Genomic DNA, 26,054 nt, shown 5'->3' with positions numbered 1-26,054 from the left:
AGCTCTATTTTTGTATACATTATTTCATGACAATGTCGTACAGTTGTGTATTAATTGTCAAGAAAAATTGTGATCAAAATAGGGGCGGAAACAGCAGAGCGTTTGTCGGGCCAGCGCTCTGGCGAGCGCCGGCCCGGGACCGGCACCAGTTTCAGGTGAGCCTCAGAGTCACGGTTGATGTCCCGTTACTTCAGCCGCGCCGGGGTTAGCTTCCTTCGTCAGGGCTTTGAGCGCGCCCCAGGAAAGCCCCCGTCGCGCTGGCTTCGCCGCGGCATCGGCGGCGACCAGGCTCAGGAGTTCGGCGGAAATGGACACTGCAACTTCCATTGGCCGCTTACCCGGGATGTCACTACGCCCCACGGGGCACCGAATACGGTCGATATCTGTTTGAGCATACCCGCGGTGACCAAGGCGCTGGCGGAAGCGCTCTGCCTTGGTCTGCGAACCGATCAGGCCAATGGTAAGCACCTCATCCTGTTCTAGTAGCGCCCGGCAGAGGTCATAGTCCAGCGCGTGGTTGTGGGTAAGAATCAGCACATGGGCGTTGCTGCACAGGTCCGGGACATCCCCAACCGGATCGTCGGTACAATGGACGGTGGTGTTGGCGGGGACCTCAGTCGGAAAACTGTCAGCTCGGGAGTCGACCCAGGTGATCTGCCAGGGCAGCTCACCCACGATGCTCATCAGGGCTTGGCCGACATGACCCGCACCAAAGACCACAAGGCGGGCATCGCCTCCCGTCTGGGCTTCCAGCAGCACGGCCACACTGCCACCACAGCACTGCCCGAGACTGGCGCCCAGGGGGAAATGCGCCAGCTCGTAGCTGTATTCGTGGTTTGCCAGGCGCTCGCGGGCACGGGCGATCACCCGGTATTCCAGGTGACCGCCGCCGATGGTGTCGTAACTGTGTTCCCGGGTGACGACCATTTTACTGGCCGGCTCCCGCGGAACAGAACCTGTTACCCCTAGCACCGTAACCAATACATAGGGTTGGCCACGACGCTCGCAGTCAGCAACGGCTTGGATCCAGGTCAGGCGTTCTTGCATGTCGCTTCCCCTTGCGCTGCTTTTCCTTGGGCTGGCGTGGGTTGTGTTGCGACCCAACGCTCAGTTGCAGTGATAGCCTGGAGAACCCGCTCTGGCGTCGCAGGCGTATCCAGGGGCGGGCTGTAGCGGTAGTCCCCCAGGCTCGAGACGGCGTCGCGCAGCGCAGACCATACCGCCATGCCCAGCATGAGGGGCGGTTCGCCCACCGCCTTTGAGCGGAAGACAGTGGCTTCCCGATTTGGACTGTGGGGCAGCAGTGCTACCCGGAAATCCGGTGGGGCGTCAGAGACGGCCGGGATTTTGTAGGTCGCCGGGCCGTTGGACAAGAGCCGACCTTCGGCGCTATAAACCAGCTCCTCGGTGGTCAACCAGCCCATGCCCTGCACGAAGCCCCCTTCAATCTGGCCGATGTCCACGGCCGGATTGAGCGACTGGCCCACATCGTGGAGGATATCCACCCGCATGACCTTGTACTCTCCGGTGAGGGTATCAACGACCACTTCCGCGCAGGCTGCGCCATTGGCGAAATAAAGAAAGGGCCGACCCTGACCGGTGGCACGATCATAATGAATCTTGGGTGTGCTGTAGAATCCGTTGGATGACAGCGATACCCGTGCCATGTAAGCCTGCTGCACGAATTCCGCCCAGCCAAATTGCTGCTCGCCGACATGAACCTGGTTGTTTTCGAACCATACCGAATCAGCGCTGACACCGTAGGTTTCGGCGGCGTAGTCGACCAGACGCTGCTTTATCTTTTCGCAGGCATCCAGAGCGGCCATGCCGTTCAGGTCGGTGCCTGAGGATGCGGCCGTCGGTGATGTGTTGGGTACTTTGTCAGTACGTGTCGCGGACACTTTCACCCGATCCAGGTCTACCTGGAATGCCGCGGCCACGACTTGAGCCACCTTGATGTACAGCCCCTGGCCCATTTCGGTGCCGCCGTGATTGAGATGAATGCTACCGTCGGTATAGACGTGCACCAATGCGCCGGCCTGGTTGAGGTGCTTTGCCGTGAAGGAAATGCCAAATTTCACAGGCGTCAGCGCCAAACCACGTTTTAGTACCGAATTCTCCTTGTTGAACCTGGAAATTTCAGTACGACGCTGACGGTAGTCCGAGCTGGTCTCGAGTGTGTCAATCAGCTCTGGTAAAACGTGCTGCTCGATGGTCTGGCCGTAGTGGGTCACGTCACGGCCAGGGCCGTACAGGTTGCGCTTGCGGACGTCCAGCGGATCCACGCCGAGATGGCGGGCGATGTCGTCCATCGCCCGCTCAATGATCATCATGCCCTGAGGACCACCGAAGCCGCGGAAGGCCGTATTGGAAACGGTATGGGTTTTACAGCGGTGACCAACGACTCGTGCCTGACCCAGGCTATAGGCGTTGTCAGCATGAAACATGGCGCGGTCGACGATGGCATCGGAGAGGTCGGGTGAGAAGCCGCAGCGGCCGGCGACCATGATGTCCGCACCCTGCAGCACGCCCTCGTCATCGAAGCCGATGTCATAGGTATTGAAGAAATCGTGTCGCTTGCCCGTTTGTACCATGTCGTCGAAGCGCGCCATCCGGTATTTGACTGGCCGCCCCGTGCGCCGGGCAAGCAGGGCTGCGATGCAGGCTAAAGGCGCGGCCTGGGTTTCCTTACCGCCGAAACCACCACCCATTCGCCTAACTTCTACCTGGATTTCATGAATCGGGAGATCAAGGACCTCCGCCACCAGCTTTTGCACCTCGGAAGGGTGCTGGCTGGAGGTATGAACAAACACGCCCGCGTCTTCGGTCGGCTCTACCAGACACGCCTGTCCTTCAAGATAGAAATGCTCCTGTCCGCCGACGTGCATCTGAGCCTGCAAGCGATTCGGCGCTTCGGTAAGCGCTTTGTCCGGGTCACCACACTGCTGGGTGTGTCCGGGACGGACGAACAGCTGCTCTTCAAGCGCGGCCTCAGCCGTCAACACTGCGGGAAGGGGCTCATAACTGACTTTCGCAAGCCGAGCCGCCTGCCGGGCCGCACGGTGACTCGTTGCCGCAACGGCAAACAACGGTTGACCCACGTGTTCAACCAAATCGCCAGCCAGGACAGGATCGCCGGGAAAGACCGGTCCGATATCGGTATGGCCTGGCACGTCCTTGACAGTCATGACTGAGACTACGCCGGGGTAGGCCCGAACCTCGCTGAGGTCCATTGCCGTGATACGGGCATGGGCATGCGTGCTCTGGCCAACGGCTGCATGCAGAAGCCCTGCGGGCTCCGGGAGGTCGTCTATATAGCGTGCCTGGCCTCGAACGTGTTTCCAGGCGCTGTCGTGAAAAGCCTGGGTGCCGGTCAGCCCTTCCGCCGTTGTGGTGGGCTTCGAAGTATGGGGGAGTTTACGCATAATCAGTCACCATGAGCGGCTGGTGTGTATGGGTGGTGTCTTGGGTGCTTTCCAGAAACGCGCGGCGCAGTAGATTGCCTGCCACCTGCAGGCGGTAGGCAGCGGACCCCCGCACGTCGGTCATGGGCTCGAATTCGAGTTCCAGCGCCGCAATCGCGGCAGCGACCGTGGCATCGTTCCAGGGCTGCCCGCGAAGCGCCGCTTCCGCGCCATTCGCCCGCTTTGGCGTCGCCGCCATTCCGCCGAAGGCCAGCCGACAGTCTTTGATCAGCTCCCCGTCACGCTTGAGCCAAAATGCGCCAAGTACGGCGGAAATGTCGTCGTCGATGCGCTTGGAGACTTTGTAGATGAATAACTTCTCGTCGGGCGCCGGGTTCGGAATCCAGACGCCGCGAATGAATTCGTGGGGCTGGAGATCGGTCTGCTTATAACCGTGAAAGAAGTCCTCCAGGAGAAGCCGCCGGGTGCCATCGACGCTGTCCAGATCCAGCTCCGCCCCCAGTGCAATCAGCGCGGGAGGCATATCGCCGATAGGTGATGCGTTTCCAATATTGCCCCCGACAGTCCCGCGATTTCGGATCTGGCGTGATCCCAGGCGCTCCAGCATCGGCCCGAAATGGGGCCAGCGCCCCTCGAGCTTATGGAACATGGCGCGGTAGGTGGCTCCGGCTCCCAGGTAAATCCCGTCCTCGTCCTCATGGATTTCCTGGAGTTCTTCGACGCCACCCAGACCGATCAGGTGCTTGAGGTCTTTCAGTTGTTGGGTGATTTCGAGAGCCAGATCGGTGCCGCCCGCAATCATCCTTGCCTCGGGAAATTGCTGACGCAACCCGCGCAGGGCGTCCAGGGATGCTGGTGCGTCGTATCGATAGCCCTGATCGTCAGCGAGTTCGCCGGCACTTCCCTGCAGGCTTAGCAGATCGGCGATTATTTCGGGATTCTGCAGCCAGGCTGGACCACCAGGACCGGGTCCGGGAACGCCCGAGTCCGCGTTAACGGGACCGCTGAGCGCACTGCCGCGGTTCAGGACGGCGTTGCCCGTGCCGGGTTCCCATGTTTGAACACAGGCCCGGCGCCCGGCCTCGATGATTGGTCGGTACCCCGTGCAGCGGCAGAGATTCCCGGACAGCGCCTCCAATAAGGCTTCGTCGCCGGGCGCGGAGCCGCTTGCCGCACTTTCCGTATGCAGGGCAAACAGCGACATGATGATGCCTGGCGTGCAGAAGCCGCACTGGGCGCCGTGACACTCCACCATCTCCTTCTGTACCGGATGGGCCGGCTCCTGCGTTAGTGCGTCGACGGTGACCAGATGCTTGCCATGCAGGCTCCCGACGAGCGCGATACAACTGTTCACGCTGTCGTAGCGGAGCTGTCCGGACTGCATAGGGTCGGGCGAGCCGATCGCAACGGTGCAAGCCCCGCAGTCACCAGAGGCGCAGCCTTCTTTTGTGCCTGTCAGGCGCATTTTGGTGCGCAGCCAGTCGAGGATGCTTAGATTCGGGTCGACTTGGTTAAGTTTTTGTAGTTGGCCGTTCAAGTAGAATTTGATCACAAATTTTCCCGCTCTTCTGCACTTGCGCCGGTCCCGCTCTGCTTTTCCCTTGCTGAGACCAAGCCTGAGAGAGATCGACGCAAGCCCTTGATTTGTTTTAATAATTTCGCAGGCAGTTCCGCCTAACGGATGCCAAGCGTCACTTGGGACCGTCATTCTTTTTACATTTTCCTGACCAAATAGTCCAGTTTTTTGTGCGGCTGCTGTTTCTTTGATTGCCGTGCACAGATCAGCTATCGTCGGGACCTCGATGCCCTAATCTGAACCTACTCGACACCATGACCAATCAAACTGAATCAGAAGCTCCCCAAACGAAGCGTGCGCCCTCATCCGGTAGCAGAAGCAAGAAAGTACGCCCTGGCCGCATCCGCGAGCGCAATCGTGAGCGTATTCTGGCAGCAGCTGAAAACGAGTTTGCCCTGAACGGTTTCGGCGCCACGACCGTTCAGAATATTGCCGACAGGGCGGGGCTTCCGAAATCCAACGTGCTTTATTACTTCAGCAATAAAAAGCGCATCTACTATGCGTTGATGGATGACATCATGGAGCGTTGGAATGAGATGTTTTCGAAGATAAAGCCAGAAGACGATCCCGCCACGACCCTGGCCAGCTTCATTCACGCCAAAGTCGAGCTATCCAGGACTCATCCACTGGCGTCGCGCTTGTTCGCTCTGGAAATCATTCAGGGGGCGCCGGTCCTTAAAGATCACCTGTCCACAACCATGCGGGAATGGGTGAGGGCGCGAGCAGACGTCATTCAGCAATGGATAGACGCTGGTCGAATGGCGCCGGTGGATCCGGTACAGCTCATCCTATTGATCTGGTCGTCAACACAACACTACGCCGACTTTGAAGTCCAAATCCTCGCTATTGAGGACAAGTGTGAATACACAGAGAGTGACTATCAGCATGCGGCGGATTTTTTGACGTCGGTCATTCTGCGCGGTTGCGGTCTGGAGGTCCCACAAGGACAACCTGCCGAACCGACGGGTTCCGACTAGCACACTCGATCATCCCCGAACGTACCTCTATCACGCTCGGCCTGCCGCTGTTGCATGCCTCCCCAATTTTGACGCACTGAAAATTCCTGACTTATTGGTCAGTTTTTGTTGACCGAAACGCCCATCCTGTTTAAATTCTCCTCAGTACACTCAAACCAGTCGCCAACAAAAAAGAACAATGCGACAGCCAAAAACAATGCAACAACAAAACTGACGAGAGTGACCATGTCCCATCGCAAAGCCTACCGTGCCTCTGTCCTCCACAGCATTGCCGACCCACGTCTGGCGGGCACGGAAGAGTCCTACGAGTATTTTGAAGACGGCCTGCTAGTGGTCGAGGACGGTATTGTCGTCGACATTGGCAGGGCGGAAAGCCTGTTGCCTTCGCTGTCTCCTGACGTCGACGTCGTTCACTATACCGATGCCCTGATAACCCCGGGCTTTATCGACACTCATATACATTACCCGCAGGTGGAAATAATAGGTTCCTATGGCGCCCAGTTGCTGGACTGGCTGGAAACCTACACCTTTCCTTGCGAGGGGCAGTTTGATGATCCCCGGCATGCCCGTGCCCAGGCCGGCCTGTTCCTCAGCGAACTGCTGAGGAACGGAACCACGACTGCCCTGGTTTTCGGAACCGTTCACAAACAATCGGTGGATGCCTTTTTCGAGCAGGCCTCCAAACTGAACCTGCGGATGATTGCGGGCAAGGTGTTAATGGACCGCTGCGCCCCGGACTACCTGGTCGATACAGCGGAATCAGGCTATGCGGATAGCAAGGATCTGATCGAGCGTTGGCACGGAAAAGGACGTTTATCCTATGCGGTGACGCCCCGCTTTGCCCCGACGAGCACCAATGAGCAGCTTGAGCTCGCTGGCAAGCTTTTCAAAGAATTCCCCGGCTTGTATATGCATACCCACATTTCTGAAAACCGGAAGGAGATTGAGTGGGTTAAGGAGCTGTTTCCAGAGCGGGATGGCTATCTTGATGTATACGACCACCATGGCCTGATCGGCGAGCGATCGATGTTTGCCCACGGTGTCCACCTGCATGATGAAGAGTGTAAGCGTCTGGGTGACACTGGCTCGGCGGTTGCTTTTTGCCCGACGTCCAATCTTTTTCTGGGTAGCGGTTTACTCGACCTGGCACGCCTGGAGGAACATGGCGTGCGCGTTGGCCTGGGCACAGACGTGGGAGCGGGTACCAGTTTTTCCCAGCTTCAAAGCCTTAACGAAGCGTACAAGGTGCTGCAACTGCAGGGACAGAAACTGGACCCCTTTAAAGCCCTGTACCTCGCTACCCTGGGTGGAGCCCGGTCCCTCTACCTCGACGACAGGATTGGCAACTTGCGCCCCGGGAAAGAGGCGGACTTTGTGGTGCTGGATTACGATGCCACGCCCCTGATCAGCCGCCGCCTGAGCCGCGCCAGGAGCCTGGAGGAAAAGCTCTTCGCCCTTATGATCCTTGGAGATGACCGTGTGGTGAAGGAGACCTTTAGCGCCGGTGTATCTGTTCATCGGCGATAGGGGGCCTGATGCAATAGAAGTTCGACACCAAGTCGGATCAACGACTGAATACGGAACTGTTCCCGCTGAGTTTGCACGCCTGCCGTACATCTGTCGCTTATTCTTTTCTCTTGTGTACAATCGTTATAAGAATTTTGTTGCAATTATTGTATACAAACGCATAATCGAAGATGTCATTTCCTGACCTGTGGGACAGGAAATCCAGATGGGGATAGATCAGCCATCACCTGCCTCAAGAGTTCTGCTCTGGGTGATAGAAAACAACAATGATGAGGAATACCTTGTGGAAAACATCGATCAGCAGAAACGCTCACTCAGAGCGTCAGCGAGAACGGACTGGCTCGAACGCATCTTCAAGCTCAGCCAGCATGGCAGCTCAGTCAAGATCGAGCTGATGGCAGGCCTGACCACTTTCGTCACCATGGCCTACGTTATCTTCGTCAACCCGAATGTTATGGCCGCGGCCGGCCTTGATCATGGTGCTGCGTTCGTTGCCACCTGTCTCGGGGCGGCTCTCGGCTGTCTGCTCATGGGGTTTTATGCCAACTGGCCGGTGGGACTGGCGCCTGGCATGGGGCTCAACGCGTTCTTCACCTATACCGTGGTCGGCGAGATGGGCCATAGCTGGGAGGTTGCCCTGGGTGCCGTATTCCTTTCCGGCATTCTCTTTATGATTATGAGTCTGTCGCGTATTCGTGAATGGTTGCTCAACAGTATTCCGATGAGCCTGCGTTTTGCCATGGGGGCAGGGGTCGGAATGTTTCTCGGGCTCATTGGCCTGAAGACAGCCGGGATTGTCGTCGACAGTCCCGCAACTCTGGTTACGATGGGGTCTTTTGGTGAACCTCCGGCACTGCTTGCCGCAATCTGCTTTCTATTGATTGCCGTGCTCAGCCATCGCAACGTCTTCGGCGCAATCCTGCTGAGCATGCTGAGCGTGACGGCGATCGGATGGAGCATGGGGCTGGTGGAGTACAACGGTCTTATGTCCGCCCCGCCGAGCCTCGCGCCAACATGGCTGGCGATGGACGTTGCTGGCGCGCTCAACGTGGGCATGATCAGCGTTGTCCTCGCGTTTCTCTTCGTGAACATGTTCGACACAGCGGGAACGCTGATGGGCGTCGCGCACCGAGCGCATCTGGTTGGTGAGAACGGCAAGATAGAGAACCTTTCCAAAGCGCTTAAAGCGGACAGCACATCAAGTGTCGCGGGGGCCTTTATTGGTTGCCCGCCCGTGACCAGCTATGTTGAAAGCGCTTCAGGCGTGGCTGCTGGCGGCCGTACCGGCCTGACGGCTGTGACAGTCGGCGTGCTGTTTCTTCTGGCGACATTCTTTGCCCCCCTGGCAGGAATGATCCCGGCCTATGCCACTGCGGGCGCGCTGATATACGTCGCCATGTTGATGATGAGCGGCATGGCTCACATTGACTGGAAAGACATAACCGACACTATTCCGGCAATCATTACCGTGGTGATGATGCCTCTGACCTTCTCGATCGCCAATGGTATTGCACTGGGCTTTCTTACCTATGCCACGTTGAAGCTACTCACCGGACAGCGGGAAAAAGTCTCCGTTAGCCTCTATGTGTTGTGCGTGGTGTTTATCGCCAAGTTTGCCTTCCTGTGAGCGAAAGGTGCACTGATGACCCGAATCGGCGGCCAGGTGCGGCCGCAAAGTGATGCTTATTCAGTTCTATACGATATCCATACCACCTAAAAACAACAATGAGAGGTAGCAAGATGAAGTTGTTGCAAAAAGTCTTACTGATGACTTGTGTTTTCTTCGCTTTCACCCCGGCTGTCCATGCTGAAAAGTTTTTCGGCAGCTCCAGTGTCTCGCTCCTTTACAGTGACGACTATGAAATTTTTGGCTCCCGGAAAGAGTCTGCGACTGTCTTTACCTTCGAAAACGTAACGGCCCATAACTGGGGGGATACGTTCTTCTTCATTGATCGCTATCAGGTTCAGGGGGATTCAAGTAACGGTGACAACACTTATGGGGAGTTTGCGCCACGCTTGAGCTTGAGCTGGCTTAGCGGCCAGGACCTGGGCTTCGGGCCGGTAACAGACGTTTTCCTGGCAACCCAATATGAGTTTGATGGTGGGGTAGGGGCCAACAATTACATGTACGGGGTAGGGCTGGGCTGGGATATCCCTGGCTTCCAGTACTTCAACACGAACGCTTACTACGTCGAAAACAACACGGATTTCGATACGCCAGATGATTGGCAATTAACCGTGACATGGGGCGCGCCGTTCACATTGGGCAGCGCTGCGTTTCTCTTCGACGGCTTCGTCGACTATTCGTCAGGCGTAAGCGGCGGTCAGAGTGCTGACTTACACATTAATCCTCAGTTCAAACTGGATCTTGGCCATTTCACGGGAAACGCCGGTGTGTTGTATGCCGGGATAGAGTACTCCTATTGGCGCAATAAATTCGGTAGTCCGAACATAGATACAGAGAACGCTATCAGCGCACTGGTCAAATTCCACTTCTGACACTATTACAGGAGAGTTTTATGGGACGCCTTACCACACACGTTCTGGACACCTCACTTGGTCGCCCCGGGCAGGGTATTCGTATTGAGGTCTACCGACTGGAGGGCCAGTCACGCACCTGGCTGAAAGAAGTGACCACCAATGATGATGGCCGCTGCGACGCTCCCATTCTTGAGGGGGAGTCCTTTGCGGCAGGCCAGTTTGAGCTGGTCTTTCACGTCGGTGACTATTTCAGGCACCAGGGCGTTGAAGCCGCCGAGCCGCGTTTCCTTGATGTAATCCCATTGCGTTTCGGCGTGGCTGACGCCTCACAGCACTACCATGTGCCCCTTTTGCTTTCACCCTACAGCTACTCCACCTACCGCGGTAGCTGAGTGTTTTCATAATCAATCAATACAACAGCACAGTAAGAGAACAGGCTTATGGAAGCTTTCATTCTGGACTTCGGGAATTTAATGCTGAGGTGGCTTCATGTGATTGCGGCAATTGCGTGGATTGGTGAGTCAATCTACTTCGTGATGCTGGATAACAGCCTCAAGCCGCCCCAGGACGAAAACTGCAAGAAGAAGGGGGTCTTTGGCGAGATGTGGGCCGTGCACGGAGGCGGCTTTTATCACAACCAAAAGTACGCCACTAGCCCAGGTACCTTGCCGGCAGACCTGCACTGGTCTTTCTGGAAATCGTACACCACCTGGATTTCGGGCTTCGCGCTATTCGTCATCCTCTACATGGTTAATCCAGAATTCTATCTGGTTAACCCGGACAGTAGTTGGAAATGGGCTGCCGAGTTAAGCGGATGGCAGGCCAACGTCGTTGCACTGCTTTTCCTGGTCTTTGGCTGGGTTGTATACAATGAGCTGTGCAAGCGTATCAGTCCCAACATGGAGCGGGACGGCATGCTGAGTATTGCGGTCGGGGTAATGGTCGTGATTGTCGCGTATCTCAGTACCCAGCTTTTTTCCGGTCGTGCCGCTTTCCTTTTGACCGGGGCCGTGATGGCGACAGCCATGTCCGCGAATGTCTTTTTCTGGATCATTCCGGGCCAGCGCCGAATGGTCAATGCCATGAAGGCGGGGGAGGAGCCCAACCCGCTTGATGGCAAGCGCGGCAAACAACGTTCCGTCCACAATACGTACTTCACGCTTCCGGTCGTCCTGTTAATGATCAGCAACCACTATGCCTTTGCGTATACATCGGCTCAGGCATGGCTGGTTATGTCGCTGCTCATCTTTGCCGGAGCTGTCATCCGCCAGTTTTTTGTACTGAAACACACAGGCAGAACCGAGCCCGGTTACCTGGTGACTGGCGGGGTGCTGGTCCTGCTGACCGTCTGGGCAGCGGCGCCTACGGTTGGGGCGCAGAAAGAGGAGTCACAGGTAGCTGAATCGCAGGCAAACACTGGCGCCAGTACGGAGCCTGAAGTGAGCGAACCATTGTTGGCAGAAGACGTGGGCGCAGCTATCGAACAGCACTGCCTGGGCTGTCACTCCAAGCAGCCTGAGCATCCCGGTTTTTCAGCACCGCCGGCAGGATTTGCGTTTGATGCGGTTAGCCAGATTCTCAGCCATCAAGCCAAGATCAAGGAAGTCGTGGCGAATGGTTACATGCCCTTGGGCAACACGACGAACATGACCAAAGAGGAGCGCGAAGTTATCAAAAACTGGGCTGAGTGAATGTTGCGCCAGTTATGGATACAATGTACTATAATAATCGTATACAACATTCGCTGGCAGGGATGCAGACACGAGCAGCCTGCCAGCCAGAGCGCAAGAAGGAAGTTGCTAGATGAATCCGGCTAACCCTGATGACTACCCCCGGGACCTGATTGGATACGGTTCCTCGCCGGTTCAGGCTAATTGGCCTGGCCGGGCCCGTATCGCCGTGCAGTTCGTTCTCAATTATGAAGAAGGCGCAGAAAGCTGCGTTTTGCATGGTGATACCCATTCGGAGCAGTTTCTGTCTGAAATCGCCGGGGCCGAAGCCTATTCCAGTCGGCATCTGAGCATGGAGTCCATTTATGAATACGGCTCGCGGGTCGGGGTGTGGCGAGTGCTGAACGAGTTTCAGCGCCGTGGGATGCCGCTTACGGTATTCGGGGTGGCAATGGCGCTTGAGCGTCACCCCGAACTTGCCCATGCCTTTAAAGAGCTGGGCCACGAAATCGCCTGCCATGGCTGGCGCTGGATTCACTACCAGAACGTGCCGGAAAGCGTAGAGCGCGCGCACATGCGCCGAGCGATCGAAATTTTCCAGAACCTTTACGGTGAGAAGCCGGCCGGATGGTATACCGGTCGCGACAGCCAGAACACCCGGCGCCTGGTGCTGGACGAAGGAAGCTTTCTCTACGACAGCGACTACTACGGGGACGACCTGCCATTCTGGACCTCCCAGCGTGATAGCCAGGGCGAAATGCACACTCACCTGGTTGTGCCCTATGCCCTGGATACTAACGACATGCGCTTCGCTTCTGCCCACGGCTTCAGCACGGGAGAGGACTTTTATAGCTATTTGCGAGACGCCTTCGACGTGCTCTATGCCGAGGGAGGGGATACGCCGAAGATGCTGTCCATCGGCCTCCACTGCCGGCTAATAGGCAGGCCAGGGCGCTTCCGGGGCCTGCAACGATTCCTCGATCACATAGAAGCCCATGATCGTGTCTGGGTTACGAGACGTGTGGATATTGCACGCCACTGGGCTGAACACCACTCCCCGTTTTCATCCAAGGAGCAGTAATGAGCAACCGATCTGTGAACAAACATACCTATTACGCTCCCGCTGGCGGGCATCCACCCCAGACTCAGTTGCTGTCTGACCGCGCCGTTTTTACCGATGCCTACGCGATCATTCCCAGGGGCGTGATGCGGGATATCGTCGCCAGCGCATTGCCACATTGGGATAAAACCCGGCTATGGGTGCTTTCACGGCCGCTGTCCGGATTTGCCGAGACCTTTTCTCAGTACATCATGGAAGTGTCCCCGGGAGGCGGCAGCGCGCGGCCAGAACTGGACCCTGGCGCGGAAGGGGTTCTGTTTGTGGTTGAGGGTGAGATGGCCTTGACGATTGCCGGCCATCAGCACCGGATGCAAGAGGGCGGCTACGCCTTCATCCCGCCGGGGACCTCCTGGCAGGTATACAACGAAAAGGATACTCCGCTGCGCTTTCACTGGGTGCGAAAAGCCTATGAAGAGGTGGATGGCATCGAGGTGCCGGAGGCCTTTGTAACCAATGAAAATGATGTAACGCCCACTGAGATGCCGGGAACCGAGGGGCGCTGGACCACGACACGCTTTGTTGATCCCCAGGACATCCGCCACGACATGCACGTCAATATTGTCAACTTCCAACCCGGTGGGGTCATTCCCTTTGCCGAGACTCATGTGATGGAACATGGCCTCTACGTTCTGGAAGGAAAGGCTGTATACCACCTCAACCAGGATTGGGTCGAAGTCGAAGCGGGTGACTATATGTGGCTTCGCGCCTTCTGCCCGCAAGCGTGCTACGCCGGCGGTCCGGGCCCTTTCCGCTACTTGCTTTACAAGGACGTCAATCGGCACATGAAACTTGGCGGATTCGGTTCCCGCTGAGCTGAGACGAGGACATTTTTATGCTGGAACTCCAGGCACAACCGCTGAGCCCCGAAGCCTTTGCCGATTTCGGAGATGTCATTGACAGGCGCACGGCCAGTTCTTTTCCCATCAATGGAGGGCGCACCCAGCGCCACCATGATTTGGCGAAAGTCGAGGTCTTCGGCGACGAGGCAAGGGTTCTGGTGAGTATCTTCGTCAGCCAGCCGGTGACGTTACCCCTGGAAATCTCTTTCCTTGAGCGCCACCCGCAAGGCAGTCAGGCATTTATGCCCTTACACGGGGAGCGCTTTCTGATTGTTGTGGCGCCGCCAGGCGAAACGATAAGCCCTGATGAGGTTCGCGCCTTTGTTACAGACGGTCTGCAGGGGGTGAATTACCGAGCCGGTACCTGGCACGCAGTTCAGTCAGTGCTGGATCGGGAAGGGGAGTTTTTGGTTGTCGATCGCGGCGGTTCGGGGAACAACTGCGACGAGTATCCGTTGGAGGTGCGAGTACTCCTCAGCCAAACGAACTGATCCAGTGGCTGGGGACGAGGACTGTTTCAACTACAAAAACAACATTATTTCGGAGGAAACACCATGACTATCATGACTGCAGCAGAAGCTGCCGTTCACGTTTTGAAGAAAGAGGGGATAGATATTGCGTTTGGCGTCCCAGGAGCGGCCATCAACCCGTTCTATGCCGCCATGCGCAAGGTTGGAGGGGTTGACCACGTCCTGGCCCGCCACGTGGAAGGGGCTTCCCACATGGCTGAGGGCTATACCCGCACAAAAGCCGGCAACATTGGCGTCTGTATCGGTACTTCCGGACCTGCTGGCACCGATATGATCACCGGATTGTACTCGGCCACCGGCGATTCCATTCCCATTCTTTGCATCACTGGGCAGGCGCCGCGAAGCAAGCTGCATAAGGAAGACTTCCAGGCCGTAAATATCCAGGCCATTGCGGGACCGGTTACCAAATGGGCCATTACCGTTCTTGAGCCGGCTCAGGTGCCTCGCGCTTTTCAGCATGCATTCCAATTGATGCGCAGCTCCCGTCCCGGACCGGTCCTGATTGACCTGCCTATTGATGTGCAGATGAGTGAGATTGAATTCGACCCAGACACCTATGAACCCTTGCCAGCCTACAAGCCGGCCGCCTCGCGGGCGCAGATCGAGAAAGCGCTGACCCTGCTGAACGAGGCTGACAGGCCCCTGCTTGTTGCCGGCGGAGGCGTCATTAATGCGGATGCCAGCGATCTTCTGGTTGAGTTTGCCGAGCTTACCGGCGTCCCAGTCGTTCCGACCTTGATGGGGTGGGGGGCGATTCCCGACGACCATCCGTTAATGGCAGGCATGGTGGGGCTCCAGACCTCCCATCGTTATGGCAACGCAACGATGCTGGCTTCTGACTTCGTGATGGGTATCGGTAACCGCTGGGCGAACCGCCACACAGGTAACGTTGACGCCTATACCAAGGACCGGAAGTTCGTCCATGTCGACATCGAACCGACCCAGATTGGCCGTATCTTCGGGCCAGACTACGGGATTGTCTCTGATGCCAAGGCGGCATTGGAACTCTTCATTACAGTCGCCAAAGAGTGGATCGCTGCCGGCAAGCTGAAGGATCGCAGCGCCTGGGCCGAGGAGTGCCAGAGCCGCAAGCGGACCCTGCTGCGCAAGACTCACTTCGACAACGTGCCAGTGAAGCCGCAGCGCGTCTATGAAGAGATGAACAAGGTGTTCGGCAAGAACGTCCGGTATGTCACCGCCATAGGGTTATCCCAGATTGCCGGGGCGCAGTTCCTGCACGTGTATAAGCCGCGGCACTGGATCAACTGCGGCCAGGCCGGGCCACTGGGCTGGACCATTCCCGCGGCCCTCGGCGTATGCCGGGCCGATCCCGAGGCTGAGGTTGTCGCGCTCTCCGGGGACTATGACTTCCAATTCATGGTCGAGGAGTTGGCTGCCGGGGCACAGTTCAACCTGCCCTACATACATGTCCTGGTGAACAATTCCTATCTGGGGCTGATCCGCCAGGCGCAGCGCGGCTTCGACATGGACTACTGCGTGCAGTTGGCATTCGAGAACGTTAACTGCCCCGAGATAAACGGCTATGGCGTCGACCACGTCTCGGTTGTCGAAGGCCTCGGCTGTAAGGCGTTGCGGGTCACCAAGCCCGATGACATTGGCCCTGCGTTTGAGCAGGCGCGCGAATTGATGCGCGAACACCGCGTGCCGGTGGTGGTCGAGATCATTCTTGAACGGGTCACAAACATCGCTATGGGCACCGATCTTGACGGTGTCAACGAGTTCGAAGCCCTGGTTGAGAACGTAACCGATGCGCCGACCTCAATTGCCAGTCTGACCTAAGCATCGCAATCACCCGCCCCCGGCCTGAGGGAACGCATCAGGGTCAGGGGGCGAAGCATTAAAAATGGACGAGTAGGAGACCCAAAATGCCTAAGTTTGCAGCTAATTTAAGCATGCTGTTCACCGAGGAGGATTTTCTCGATCGCTTCCAGGCCGCCGCGGCGGCAGGCTTTAGCGGAGTAGAGTACCTCTTCCCCTACGATTACGCTGCCGTAGACATCAAAAAGCGGCTGGACGCTCACGGCCTCACACAGGTGCTGCACAATCTTCCGGCAGGGGACTGGGCCGCCGGCGAGCGCGGTATTGCCTGTCATCCGGATCGAGTTGAAGAGTTTCGGGAAGGCGTAGAGAAAGCGATTGATTACGCCACCGTTCTCGGTTGCAAGCAGCTGAACTGCCTCGCGGGTATCAAACCCCAGGGAGTTAGCGAAGAGCAGGCCCGTCAGACTCTGGTCGGCAATTTGCGATATGCCGCCGAAAAGCTGAAAGCGGCAGGCATTCTGTTGCTCGCCGAGCCAATCAATACCCTCGACATCCCCGGCTTCTTCCTCAACCGGACTGAGCAGGCGCTGGCGTTGTTCGAAGAAGTGGGTAGCGACAACTTACAGCTGCAATACGACATCTATCACATGCAGATCATGGAGGGCGACCTGGCCCGAACCATGGAGACGCACCTTGCAAGCATCGGCCATGTGCAGTTGGCCGACAATCCGGGTCGCCACGAGCCCGGTACGGGAGAGATCAATTACCCGTTCCTGTTCGCCCATCTTGACCGCCTGGGCTACCAGGGGTGGATCGGCTGCGAATACAAGCCAGCAGCGACGACGCTCGAGGGGCTCGGCTGGCTGGACAGCGCACGATAGAGCCAAACCACAACAAAAGTGAGTAAGGAGAGGATTATGAGCAAGATTGGATTTATTGGTCTCGGGATTATGGGACGGCCCATGGCCGGACACCTGTTGGACGCAGGCCACGAGCTGGTGACCTACGTTAAGTACGGCACTCTGGACGAAGGTCTGGCCGCCAAGGGCATGAAAGAGGTTGATAGCCCCAGGGCGGTAGCCGAACAGGCGGAGATTATCATCACGATGGTTCCGGACACCCCCGATGTGGAGGAAGTGCTGCTTGGCGAAGCGGGGATCGTGGAAGGCATCAAACCAGGCACGCTGGTCATCGATATGAGCTCTGTCGCGCCGATCCCAACCCAGGCGTTCGCGAAGCGCATCACCGAGGCCGGCGGTGAATACGTCGATGCCCCAGTGTCCGGCGGCGAGGGTGGCGCTGTTAACGCGACGCTGACCATCATGGTCGGCGGCTCCACCGAAGGCTTTAACCGGGCCCTGCCAGTCCTTGAGGTCATGGGCAAGACGATCACCCATATTGGCGAGCACGGCGCCGGTCAGATCTGCAAAGTTGCCAATCAGATTGTTGTAGCTTTGACGATCCAGGCGGTTGCTGAAGGCCTGCTTTTTGCTTCAAAAGCCGGGGCAGACGTGACGAAAGTCCGTGAGGCCCTGCTGGGTGGTCTGGCCCAGTCGAAGATACTTGATGTGCATGGAGAGCGCATGATCAATCGCACCTTTGAGCCGGGCTTTCGGATTCGCTTGCACCAGAAGGATCTCAACCTGGCCCTGGAAAGCGCGCGCACCCTTGACCTGTCTTTGCCTGGCACGGCCAACGCCCAGCAGCTGTTCCAGGCCTGTGCAGCCAACAATGGTGCGGATTGGGATCACGCAGGCATTGTCAGGGCTCTGGAAAAACTGGCTGACCACGAAATCGGCAGCTAATCAGTCACCCCGGCAGCAGCCGGCGCATCCTGATGGTCCATGACAGACGTCGTATCGGCGTCTGTCATGGCTGCGCGCTGCCGGGCCGGCCCGTTTCTTTATTTTCTATCCGTTGCGAGGAGCCGCTAATGAACGCCCCGTCCAGTTCGCTGTCTTTTGACGATCCGACAGAAGTGAATGCCTGGCTCAAACAGCTGGCCGCAACTGCCGTATCCGCCGTACATCCTGACACCCTGTTTTCGCCTGATCAGCTGCCGTCGCGCCCATCCGGACGCACGGTAGTGATCGGAGCCGGCAAAGCTGCCGCTGCCATGGCCGCAGCCTTTGAGCGCACATGGGCTGATAACTACCCCGACGCCGAAATCTCCGGCCTCGTCGTCACTCGTTACGGTCATGGCGCTGATTGTCGGCACATCGAGGTATTGGAAGCCTCCCACCCGATGCCTGACGAGTTGGGCGAGAAGGCGGCCCAGCGTATGCTCGATGCAGTGACCGGGCTTACCGCGAACGATCTTGTCATTGCCTTGATTTCGGGGGGGGGTTCCGCGCTCATGACGCTGGCTGCTCCAGGACTGACGCTGCACCAGAAGCAAGCAATCAACAAAGTGCTGTTGCGTTGTGGGGCGCCGATTCGTGAGATCAACACGGTGCGGCGACATCTCTCGCGCATCAAGGGCGGGCGATTGGCTGCCGCAGCTCATCCGGCGGAGGTGGTTACTTATCTGATCTCCGATGTGCCCGGCGACGATCCTACGCTGATCGCCTCAGGACCGACCCTGCCAGACGAGACAACGCCACTCGATGCGTTGGAAATTCTGGAACGGTATTCGATCGAAATTCCAGATGCTGTTCGTCGTCATCTGGTCAGCGACGATACCGCGCCCAAGCCGCATTCGCCTGAATTTGAGCGCGACCGCGCCGTGGTTCAGGCCCGGGCGTGTGATGCGCTTCGCGCAGCTGGGGCCGCTGCAGAGTTAGCCGGTGTAGACGTTCGTGTGTTGGGTGACGATCTTGAAGGCGAGGCGAGAGAGCTGGGGCGTGATCATGCGGCACTAGCTTTGAAGCTTCAAAAAGAAGTCAAAGAACCGCTCCTGATACTGTCAGGTGGCGAGACCAGTGTCACTGTGCTCGGCGAAGGGCGCGGAGGCCGCAACGTCGAATACCTCCTGGGAGCGATCACGGTCCTTCAGGGTGCGCCGAATATTTACGCTCTGGCCATCGACACGGACGGTATCGACGGCTCCGAGGATAACGCCGGCGCTATTTTCGGGCCTAACGACTGGTCCCGGGTTCAAGCCCTGAAGCTGGACCCTGCGAATTATCTCGCCGGTAATGACGCCTACAGTTTTTTCGAGGCGCTCGATGGCTTGATCGTCACGGGTCCCACTCGTACCAATGTCAATGATTTCCGCGCCTTACTGGTGCTCCCAAGGTCCGTATGAGGAAACACGGAACACGATCTAAAGCTAACCGCGTCTATTGCTTGGAACGGGCCTTTCCCTTGGCAAGGCCTATGTGCGAGAACACCGCATGCAAGTCATCGGTTGCACTGTCGTCATCAAAGTTCAGTTTTGCATCGATATGATCCATGTGATGCATCATCAATGACACCGCTTTGTCAGTATCACGGGCGGATATGGCATCAAGCAACTGATTGTGCTCATCATAGGAGCAATGGGAGCGGGTGCCCTTTTCGTATTGGGCGATGATCAGCGAGGTCTGAGAAACCAGGCTGCGCTGGAAACCGATAAAGGGCGTATTGTTCGCCGCCTCCGCTAATTTCAGATGGAATTCGCCTGACAGGCGGATACCCGCACCCCGATCCCCGCGAGCAAAGCAATTTTGCTCTTCCACCACCATGTCCCGCAGCTCATCGAGCTGCTGTTCAGTCGCGTTCTGGACCGCTAACTCTGTAATAGCACGTTCAACCAGGCGCCGTGCGTACAGAATCTGACGGGCCTCTTCCACGCTCGGGCTGGCTATCATCGCGCCCCGGTTAGGGCGAATGGAGACGACACCTTCATGTGCCAACTGCGACAACTCTCGCCGGATAATCGTGCGGCTGACACCAAATATTTCCCCTAACGCTTCCTCACTCAATTTGGTGCCGGGTGCCAGGCGATGCTCAAGAATAGCGTCGAACATGTGGGCGTATATCGTCTCGCTTGTCGTCCCGGTCCGTTTTTTTCCGGTTCGGTTCGGGCTTTTGGTGGGTTGCGCTTGTTTGTTCATAATATCTCGCGAATGAGGTAGTGGAAGTACAGAATCTGATTATGAATAGTATACGAGAAACGACGCCGTTTAGCCGAACCTGATCGAGCCACGTAATCACCTAAAAAAAACCCGCCTGAAGGCGGGTAAAAACACACTGAGGCAAATCGAGTGTGTAAGTCAGGCGTGTGAAACAGCGGGGCAGGCACGACTGGTACTGAAAAACCTGCCCCTGGCCACGAAGACCTGATGAAAGCATAGCACATACTGTAGTTTTATGGATACAGTTGTCATTCGTTTTGTATTCAGTTTGTTGGATTGGTTATCGCACGCTTAAGTGATGGCCAGGCTTGGGCTCAGTGGCCATGGCCTGTGTTGAGGCCAGGATTTCTCCGGACCCACAAAAGAATTGCCGGCGGTTGAAACATCATATAGTCTATGAATATTGTATACGATGTGCGGGTGCCAGCTTTCGATGCAGGCTGACCGGGCGTTATTCATTCAGATATCAGGAGCAAAGAATGAGCCGTTTTCGAACCCTGACTCCATCCAGCCTCGGGCGAGAGGCCTTCGTTGCAGCTTTTGCTGACATCTATGAGCATTCGCCATGGGTAGCAGAGCAGGCCTATGACATGGGCGTGGATGAAAAAGTTGACGAGATCGAAGTCATGCACGAGCGGATGTCAAACATCCTTCTCAACGCGGATCGGGACACCCAGTTGGCCTTGATCAATGCTCACCCGGATCTGGCAGGCAAAGCTGCTATGCGTGGAGAGCTTACAGCCTCGAGTACTTCCGAGCAGGCGGGTGCAGGTATTCAGGAGTGCACTCCGGAAGAGTTTACGCGCTTCGTCAGGCTTAATGAGGCCTATAAAAACAAGTTTGGCTTCATTTTTATCATGGCGGTAAAAGGTAGTAACAGACACCAGATACTGGCCTCGTTCGAAGAACGCATGCACAACTCCCCCGAGCAGGAATTCCAGCGCGCACTGAGCGAAATCAACAAGATTGCCTTGTTCCGCCTGCAGGCAATGTAGCACCGTGTTCCTCGCACTGGTCAACCAGTCTGCCTTTCAGCTCGTCGTTTGCGCCGTTGCCCAATCGCAGAATTTCTCCAACGGCATCGGCCTGGCAAACAGGTAGCCCTGCAGCCGGTGGCAGCCCAACTGGGTTAGAAGCTCCCTGGTGTTATTGTCCTCCACGCCTTCGGCTACGGCTTCCAGATTGAGGGTGCGTGCGAGTTTCAGGGTGTTCTGGACAATTCTCAAGTCATTCTCGTTGGAAGCCATCTGGCTTATAAAGCAACGATCGATTTTCAGCTCGTGGATGGGTAGGCGGCTCAGATAGGCCAGGGAGGAGTAGCCCGTACCAAAATCATCCAGGGCAATCTTGCAGCCGCTGTTGGCAATCTGAAGCAGGGACCCGATCACTGCGTCCATGTTGTGCATCATGGAGGTTTCCGTCACTTCGAAGATCACGCGATTCATTGGAATGCCGTGTTCCCTGATTCCCGCCAGTGCGAAGGACACAAAGTGGCTGTTGGTGAGATTCTGAACCGACAGGTTGATGCTGCAGGTAATGTTCAGTTGTCGTTCCCGCAGCGTCTGCATGGTCTTCCAGGCCTGATTCACAATGTAGCGCGATAGCAGATCCATCAAACCGGCATTCTCTGCGATTTCGATCACTTCCCCGGCGGGCACTGGTCCAAAATTCGGACTGTGCCAACGCAACAGTATCTCCGCGCCCACCAGCTCCTGGCCGGTACTGTTCATTTGCGGTTGCAGGTAGAGCTCCAGTTCGCCCGCTTCGATGGCCGGCGGCAAGGCCGTCACCAGATTCAGGCGGCGACGCGCGAAATCGGAAATCTCGTTGTTATAGACCTGTACGGGAACCTTGCTTGATTCGCTGCGGTCCTGTGCCGCCGAGGCGTGTTGATACAGAATCTCCGCGCTGTCGCCATGCTCCGGTGCAACAGCCACGCCGCAGTGTAGGTTCATGAACACAGGCAGCCTGACGGAATGGACAGAGATGTCATGATTACCCACCATCTGGTTGATCAAGGGCTCCAGTGGGCCCTCCAACTGCTTGACGTCAATCAGGAATGCCGCTGATCCGAATTCGGGAATCGCAATGTAGGCGAGTTGCCGACTTTCCAGGCAGATCACACCGTCCTGCCCGGCCAGCGTATGGTTGAGCTTATTCATCAACTGACAAAACATTTCTTCCGCCAGCCTGTGGCCCATGCTGGACGCAATGTCCTTGATCTGTGGATAGTGGACCAGTGTGAGTGCGACCTGTTTGTTCTGGCTCATCATTGTCTGTAACTGCTGATTGAGCAGGGAGGCATTGGGCAATCTGGTGGTCGAATCGTGCATGGCCTGTTCAAGGGATTGCATTTCCAGATCCCGGACCTGTCGCTCGGCCAATTGCTGCCTTCGCAGTGCGGCCAATTTGCGTGCCCGCTCGTCCTTGATGCGATGGGCGAGCGCGAACGAAAGCAGCAGCACCTCGGCGGCAGAGCCGACCTGCATGGCATGGTTGGTGACGACGTTCACCGGGATAAAGTTGAAGACGTTCAGTAAATACAGGGCGGTCCCAAGGGCAAAGGTAGTCCAGGCCAGCACGAAATAACGGGCAATGGTGACACCGGCTCTCAGACCCGCCAGGCCCACGGAGATGAGCAGCACAATCACCAGCGTACCCAGCAGGCCCGCGAACAGCGCACCGTGTATGGGGGAAGCCCATGTGTAGACGATCAGCAACCCGGCCAGTACGGCCGCAATCTTCATGCTGCGATCCCAGCGGGAAGATATTTCCTGCCATTTCAGGAAGCTGCGTGCGAACATCAAGGCAAACAGAGACACAAGTGCAGTGCTGATGGGGAGGGCATAACGGGTCAGCAACGGCTGCCCGCCCCAGATCCAGGCGCTGCCGACCCCGGAGATGCAGAGCATCAGCAGGCTGATCGAGCCGATGTACAGCACGTAATAGCCGTAGGCTGAATCCCGGATAGAGAGAAACAGGAACAGGTTGTAGACCACCAGGGCAAACAAAACGCCGAAATAGGCTCCCCAATAGAGGCTCTCCAGTGAAAATCGATTCAGCAGATGGTCCTCACGCCAAAGCTCGAGCGGCACTTGCAGTGACGTGGCCGATCGCGCTCGCAGGAATAATTCCACCTGGCCGTTCAGGTCACGCGGTAGTGGCAGGGCTACCTGGTAACTGTGGGCCCGTTCCCGCTGATTCTCGGTCTCCTGGCGACTGGTGTGGTAGATTGCTGGCTGTTGTTTATCACGCAATATGTAGAGATCCACTTCCTCCAGAAGTGGATATGGAATCACCAGGTACCACTGGCGGGTCAACGGTTCCGGGATGGTCAGGGATGTCCTGAGCCATACTGATTGGCCGGTGAAGCCCAGGTTCAATACGCTGTCATTGTGCTTTTTATGCCACTGTTCCCGTTGCAGGATCTGATCAAGGGGCAGGTCTTTGTCCAGAAAGTACTCGATGTGGTGGTTCAAGCTGAAACGGACAGCGTCATCCTGAATTGTCAGTTCCTTGCCACTGGCGGTAATAGCGAATAAAAGGGATATCACAACGAATCCCGCTGACCATTTGTGGATTTTCGCCATGGTGCCTTCCTATTCGTCCAGGGGACTGATCAGGCGGCCGGTGAAACCGAGAAACTCGGCCTCCTGACAAAAGGCGGAGAAATCGCCTTCCCCCGCATCCGGCTGGCGAAGCAGGACCAGTGCCTCGACCAAACACCCGGGAATATCCCGGTTGTTCCAGGCCGGCATGCGTGGCCACATCAGGAATTCTTCGTGGGACAACACCACCTTTTCCACCGTGATTTGCCGCACCCGTAGGCGTTCCCGGGCTGTCAGGCTGATGCAGGGGTGGGTGTCATCAGCGATCAGGGCTCCCGGGCTTATGTGCTGCTGGAGTTCCAGTATGGCATCGCCATGATGGGTTAAACCGATGAAAAGCTTTTCGTCCTGTAGATGGGCCAAAGAGGAGGTCTGCAATACCGTCCCCCGTTCGGTGGTGATTTCCCTGTCTTCCTCATAGCGCGGATCAAACCCGATCACCTTGTCATACATGCCGGTGAGATCCTGACACACTGCGTTGCCGATGCGCCCGGCGCCTCCCAGCACGACAATGCTGGTCTGCTGGCTGTATTGGGGGCGCTCGCGCATTTGCCGCGCCACGTCCCAGATCATGTACCTCGTTCCCAGGCTCCCATCCACCAGCGGTTCGTTAATTTCGATCCCTGCTTTCATGGCGAAGTTGGGGAGTCGTCCAACCAGGGCAATCCGCTGCACATCGGGGTAGTCCCGTTGCAATTGATCCAGGTAAAGCCGGACTTTTTCGGGATCTTCCTGTAACTCATGCTCCAGAAACTGCGACGCGACCAGCAGGCCTCGCATGTCTGCATTGCGAATAAAGCCAAGCACTATATTGGGCGGCATACGCTTTGCCATGCCGGGCGTAAAATAGGAGCCTACCTGCTGCTTGTTGCCGTACACCGCGAACAGGAAATGCGGTCTGGCCAGGGCGTGAACGAAGGTGCGCAGATAGGTATTGGCCAGAAACACCGCAAACCGGCGGCTGTTTCTCCAGAGTGCACGTTTGCTTCTGGCAGTCAGACGCTGCCAGGTGGGGGCGGTGCCATAGAGCTTGCTCAGCTCGTTTTCGGAAAAACGTCTGCGATTGAACTGCAAACCAATGTGAGATCTGCCGGTGTGCGTCACCGTTGCCGTTACCTTCATACCGGGCTTGCCGGGGAAGTCCACGTCAATGACCTCACAGGGGCGGATATACACCCGATCCGGCCTTTTCAGGCGTAACCCGCCAGCCGATATGTCCAGTGTTTGGGTTTCAATGGTGTGATTGGCATAACTCAGAATCACCGGGATCCTGATCCCGGATCGCAAATGCCGGCGATACTCTCCATGCATCCTTATCATCGCTGGCTCCCGACACCCTGTCGAATCTGATACTTACTTTAAACTTCTAGTCTGGACCAAACTTGGGAATGCCGCCATTTTCCAACGGCCCCACGCACCTTCAGAACGGGCCACATTGAATTTCTGCTCCTGGCTATATAACCAATCCCGTAAGCATGCTAAAACGTTTTCGCCCAGCGGTCGCCATGGAGCGCCTGGGTATTCTTCCGATCATCAGGATCTCAGCATGTCAGACAAATTTTTTTACAAAGGCCGGCAGGACGCGCGCCAGCACCACACCGCTCACGGTGGCTTTCAGACCAAGGCCATTAAAAAGAGTGGCAGCAAGAAGTACCCGCTAACGCTGGTGGTGACCAGTGAGGCTCGCAAGCAGGAGATCGAAGCCCGGGTGGCTGAGGCCAAACTGCATGCGAACATTACGGTTGATAATCGTGAGGGCGCTGTTGAATCCATTGCCGAACTGACCGCGCTCCTGAACAAAGCGGCGACCGTTACCACGGCGAAATTGCCTTCCCGCAATGACCCTTGCAGCTGCGGCAGTGGCCTGAAATTCAAGAAGTGCTGTGGCTGAGGGCGATGGGATTGATGAAGGTGACGAAGGTGAAGAGAGGAACGCTATGATTATTTGCGGAGTGGAGCTGACCGGCAGCGATGCCGTGGTGTGTATGCTGAACCTGGATCGGGGGCAGTTCAGCTTGCCGGAGTGCAAGGTGCGAAAGCTGTCGCTGAACAAACACCACACCCGGGAAGACCTGAAACAGTTCCAGGCGGCGTTTGCTGAGTTGATGGCAGAGCACGGGGTGACCCGTGTCGTGATCAAGGAGCGGATGCCGAAAGGCAAATTTGCCGGTGGCGCCATCAGCTTCAAGCTGGAGGCAGCCATTCAACTGATTGACGGTAGTGAGCTGGAGGTCAGGTTGCTCCCGCCGGCGCAGATCAAGTCCACGCTGGCAGCCAATCCGCTGCCGATTCCTTTCGCCGAGACCGGCTTGAAGATCTTTCAGGAAACCGCCTTTATCGCAGCCTATGTGGGGCACATGGCGAAATAGCGCCTTGGAGTCAGCGGAGCGGCCTCGTTATACGTAGATGTCGAAGGCTGCGATGGCTTTCGACTTTCGGTGGTTTAATTTGATAATGTTAT

Annotated in this window: 22 protein-coding genes; 16 read left to right on the top strand and 6 right to left on the bottom strand. The window is 56.9% G+C overall.

Annotated features, from left to right (window positions below):
• Window positions 1–168: 168 nt before the first annotated feature.
• The 3 genes from xdhC to xdhA are packed head-to-tail and all read right to left on the bottom strand — an operon-like array spanning window position 169 to window position 4,977.
• Window positions 169–1,047: a xanthine dehydrogenase accessory protein XdhC gene (gene xdhC, locus ACQUWM_RS11965; RefSeq protein ID WP_428922293.1), complete on the bottom strand. Its 879-nt coding sequence runs from the start codon at window positions 1,045–1,047 to the stop codon at window positions 169–171.
• Complete coding sequence (xdhB, locus tag ACQUWM_RS11960) at window positions 1,032–3,425, bottom strand: xanthine dehydrogenase molybdopterin binding subunit (RefSeq protein ID WP_428922292.1); 2,394 nt, start codon at window positions 3,423–3,425, stop codon at window positions 1,032–1,034. The genes xdhC and xdhB overlap by 16 nt, the downstream gene beginning before the upstream one ends.
• A complete protein-coding gene (xdhA, locus tag ACQUWM_RS11955) occupies window positions 3,418–4,977 on the bottom strand; it encodes a xanthine dehydrogenase small subunit (protein ID WP_428922291.1) in 1,560 nt (519 codons plus the stop codon). The genes xdhB and xdhA overlap by 8 nt, the downstream gene beginning before the upstream one ends.
• 278 nt (window positions 4,978–5,255) lie before the next feature.
• Here xdhA and ACQUWM_RS11950 point away from each other — a divergent pair, with 278 nt between their 5' ends.
• The 13 genes from ACQUWM_RS11950 (at window position 5,256) to ACQUWM_RS11890 (ending at window position 19,174) form a co-directional block, all read left to right on the top strand.
• Window positions 5,256–5,978, top strand: coding sequence for a TetR/AcrR family transcriptional regulator (locus ACQUWM_RS11950; RefSeq protein WP_428922290.1), 723 nt, complete (start codon window positions 5,256–5,258; stop codon window positions 5,976–5,978).
• Window positions 5,979–6,203: 225 nt separating this feature from the next.
• Complete coding sequence (gene guaD / locus ACQUWM_RS11945) at window positions 6,204–7,505, top strand: guanine deaminase (protein WP_428922289.1); 1,302 nt, start codon at window positions 6,204–6,206, stop codon at window positions 7,503–7,505.
• Between the two features lie 394 nt (window positions 7,506–7,899).
• Window positions 7,900–9,132: an NCS2 family permease gene (locus ACQUWM_RS11940; protein ID WP_406987319.1), complete on the top strand. Its 1,233-nt coding sequence runs from the start codon at window positions 7,900–7,902 to the stop codon at window positions 9,130–9,132.
• A gap of 113 nt (window positions 9,133–9,245) precedes the next feature.
• Window positions 9,246–10,004, top strand: coding sequence for an outer membrane protein OmpK (locus tag ACQUWM_RS11935; protein ID WP_406999599.1), 759 nt, complete (start codon window positions 9,246–9,248; stop codon window positions 10,002–10,004).
• A gap of 20 nt (window positions 10,005–10,024) precedes the next feature.
• Entirely contained in the window at window positions 10,025–10,378 is a 354-nt protein-coding gene (uraH, locus tag ACQUWM_RS11930) for a hydroxyisourate hydrolase (RefSeq protein WP_428922288.1), read from the top strand.
• A 48-nt stretch (window positions 10,379–10,426) separates the two neighbouring features.
• On the top strand, window positions 10,427–11,677 hold the full coding sequence (locus ACQUWM_RS11925; RefSeq protein ID WP_428922287.1) for a urate hydroxylase PuuD: 1,251 nt from the start codon (window positions 10,427–10,429) through the stop codon (window positions 11,675–11,677).
• Between the two features lie 112 nt (window positions 11,678–11,789).
• Window positions 11,790–12,737 carry an allantoinase PuuE gene (puuE, locus tag ACQUWM_RS11920; protein WP_406999595.1) on the top strand — a complete coding sequence of 316 codons (948 nt, stop codon included), beginning with the start codon at window positions 11,790–11,792 and terminating at the stop codon, window positions 12,735–12,737.
• 14 nt (window positions 12,738–12,751) lie between these two features.
• Window positions 12,752–13,588 (top strand): bifunctional allantoicase/(S)-ureidoglycine aminohydrolase, encoded by an 837-nt coding sequence (locus tag ACQUWM_RS11915; RefSeq protein WP_406987317.1) that lies wholly within the window; start codon window positions 12,752–12,754, stop codon window positions 13,586–13,588.
• A 20-nt stretch (window positions 13,589–13,608) separates the two neighbouring features.
• The gene (locus tag ACQUWM_RS11910; protein WP_406999593.1) at window positions 13,609–14,106 is read left to right on the top strand and encodes an ureidoglycolate lyase; all 498 of its coding nucleotides are present in this window, start codon (window positions 13,609–13,611) and stop codon (window positions 14,104–14,106) included.
• A gap of 63 nt (window positions 14,107–14,169) precedes the next feature.
• Window positions 14,170–15,945, top strand: a complete 1,776-nt coding sequence (gene gcl / locus ACQUWM_RS11905; protein WP_428922286.1) for a glyoxylate carboligase — start codon at window positions 14,170–14,172, stop codon at window positions 15,943–15,945.
• Window positions 15,946–16,031: 86 nt separating this feature from the next.
• Complete coding sequence (hyi, locus tag ACQUWM_RS11900; protein ID WP_406999589.1) at window positions 16,032–16,808, top strand: hydroxypyruvate isomerase; 777 nt, start codon at window positions 16,032–16,034, stop codon at window positions 16,806–16,808.
• A 36-nt stretch (window positions 16,809–16,844) separates the two neighbouring features.
• Window positions 16,845–17,732, top strand: coding sequence for a 2-hydroxy-3-oxopropionate reductase (locus ACQUWM_RS11895; protein ID WP_406999587.1), 888 nt, complete (start codon window positions 16,845–16,847; stop codon window positions 17,730–17,732).
• A gap of 128 nt (window positions 17,733–17,860) precedes the next feature.
• A complete protein-coding gene (locus ACQUWM_RS11890) occupies window positions 17,861–19,174 on the top strand; it encodes a glycerate kinase type-2 family protein (protein WP_406999585.1) in 1,314 nt (437 codons plus the stop codon).
• A gap of 34 nt (window positions 19,175–19,208) precedes the next feature.
• Here the strand turns inward: ACQUWM_RS11890 and ACQUWM_RS11885 are convergent, their stop codons facing one another.
• Complete coding sequence (locus ACQUWM_RS11885; RefSeq protein WP_406999583.1) at window positions 19,209–19,964, bottom strand: GntR family transcriptional regulator; 756 nt, start codon at window positions 19,962–19,964, stop codon at window positions 19,209–19,211.
• Window positions 19,965–20,464: 500 nt separating this feature from the next.
• Here ACQUWM_RS11885 and uraD point away from each other — a divergent pair, with 500 nt between their 5' ends.
• Window positions 20,465–20,980: a 2-oxo-4-hydroxy-4-carboxy-5-ureidoimidazoline decarboxylase gene (uraD, locus tag ACQUWM_RS11880; protein ID WP_428922285.1), complete on the top strand. Its 516-nt coding sequence runs from the start codon at window positions 20,465–20,467 to the stop codon at window positions 20,978–20,980.
• Between the two features lie 36 nt (window positions 20,981–21,016).
• Here the strand turns inward: uraD and ACQUWM_RS11875 are convergent, their stop codons facing one another.
• Both ACQUWM_RS11875 and ACQUWM_RS11870 read right to left on the bottom strand, forming a co-directional pair.
• Window positions 21,017–23,575: an EAL domain-containing protein gene (locus ACQUWM_RS11875; protein ID WP_428922284.1), complete on the bottom strand. Its 2,559-nt coding sequence runs from the start codon at window positions 23,573–23,575 to the stop codon at window positions 21,017–21,019.
• A gap of 9 nt (window positions 23,576–23,584) precedes the next feature.
• Window positions 23,585–24,913 (bottom strand): PilZ domain-containing protein, encoded by a 1,329-nt coding sequence (locus ACQUWM_RS11870; protein WP_428922283.1) that lies wholly within the window; start codon window positions 24,911–24,913, stop codon window positions 23,585–23,587.
• A 226-nt stretch (window positions 24,914–25,139) separates the two neighbouring features.
• On the opposite strand from ACQUWM_RS11870, the gene ACQUWM_RS11865 reads away from it, so the two are divergent.
• Window positions 25,140–25,484, top strand: a complete 345-nt coding sequence (locus ACQUWM_RS11865; protein WP_406999574.1) for a PBPRA1643 family SWIM/SEC-C metal-binding motif protein — start codon at window positions 25,140–25,142, stop codon at window positions 25,482–25,484.
• A 46-nt stretch (window positions 25,485–25,530) separates the two neighbouring features.
• Window positions 25,531–25,962 carry a DUF3010 family protein gene (locus ACQUWM_RS11860; protein WP_406999710.1) on the top strand — a complete coding sequence of 144 codons (432 nt, stop codon included), beginning with the start codon at window positions 25,531–25,533 and terminating at the stop codon, window positions 25,960–25,962.
• Window positions 25,963–26,054: the final 92 nt, after the last annotated feature.

It is taken from the genome of Marinobacter sp. DUT-3 (assembly GCF_050379435.1).
Classification (GTDB): domain Bacteria; phylum Pseudomonadota; class Gammaproteobacteria; order Pseudomonadales; family Oleiphilaceae; genus Marinobacter.
Note: the sequence above shows the minus strand (reverse complement) of the source record. Positions and strands in the feature narration are given on the sequence as shown.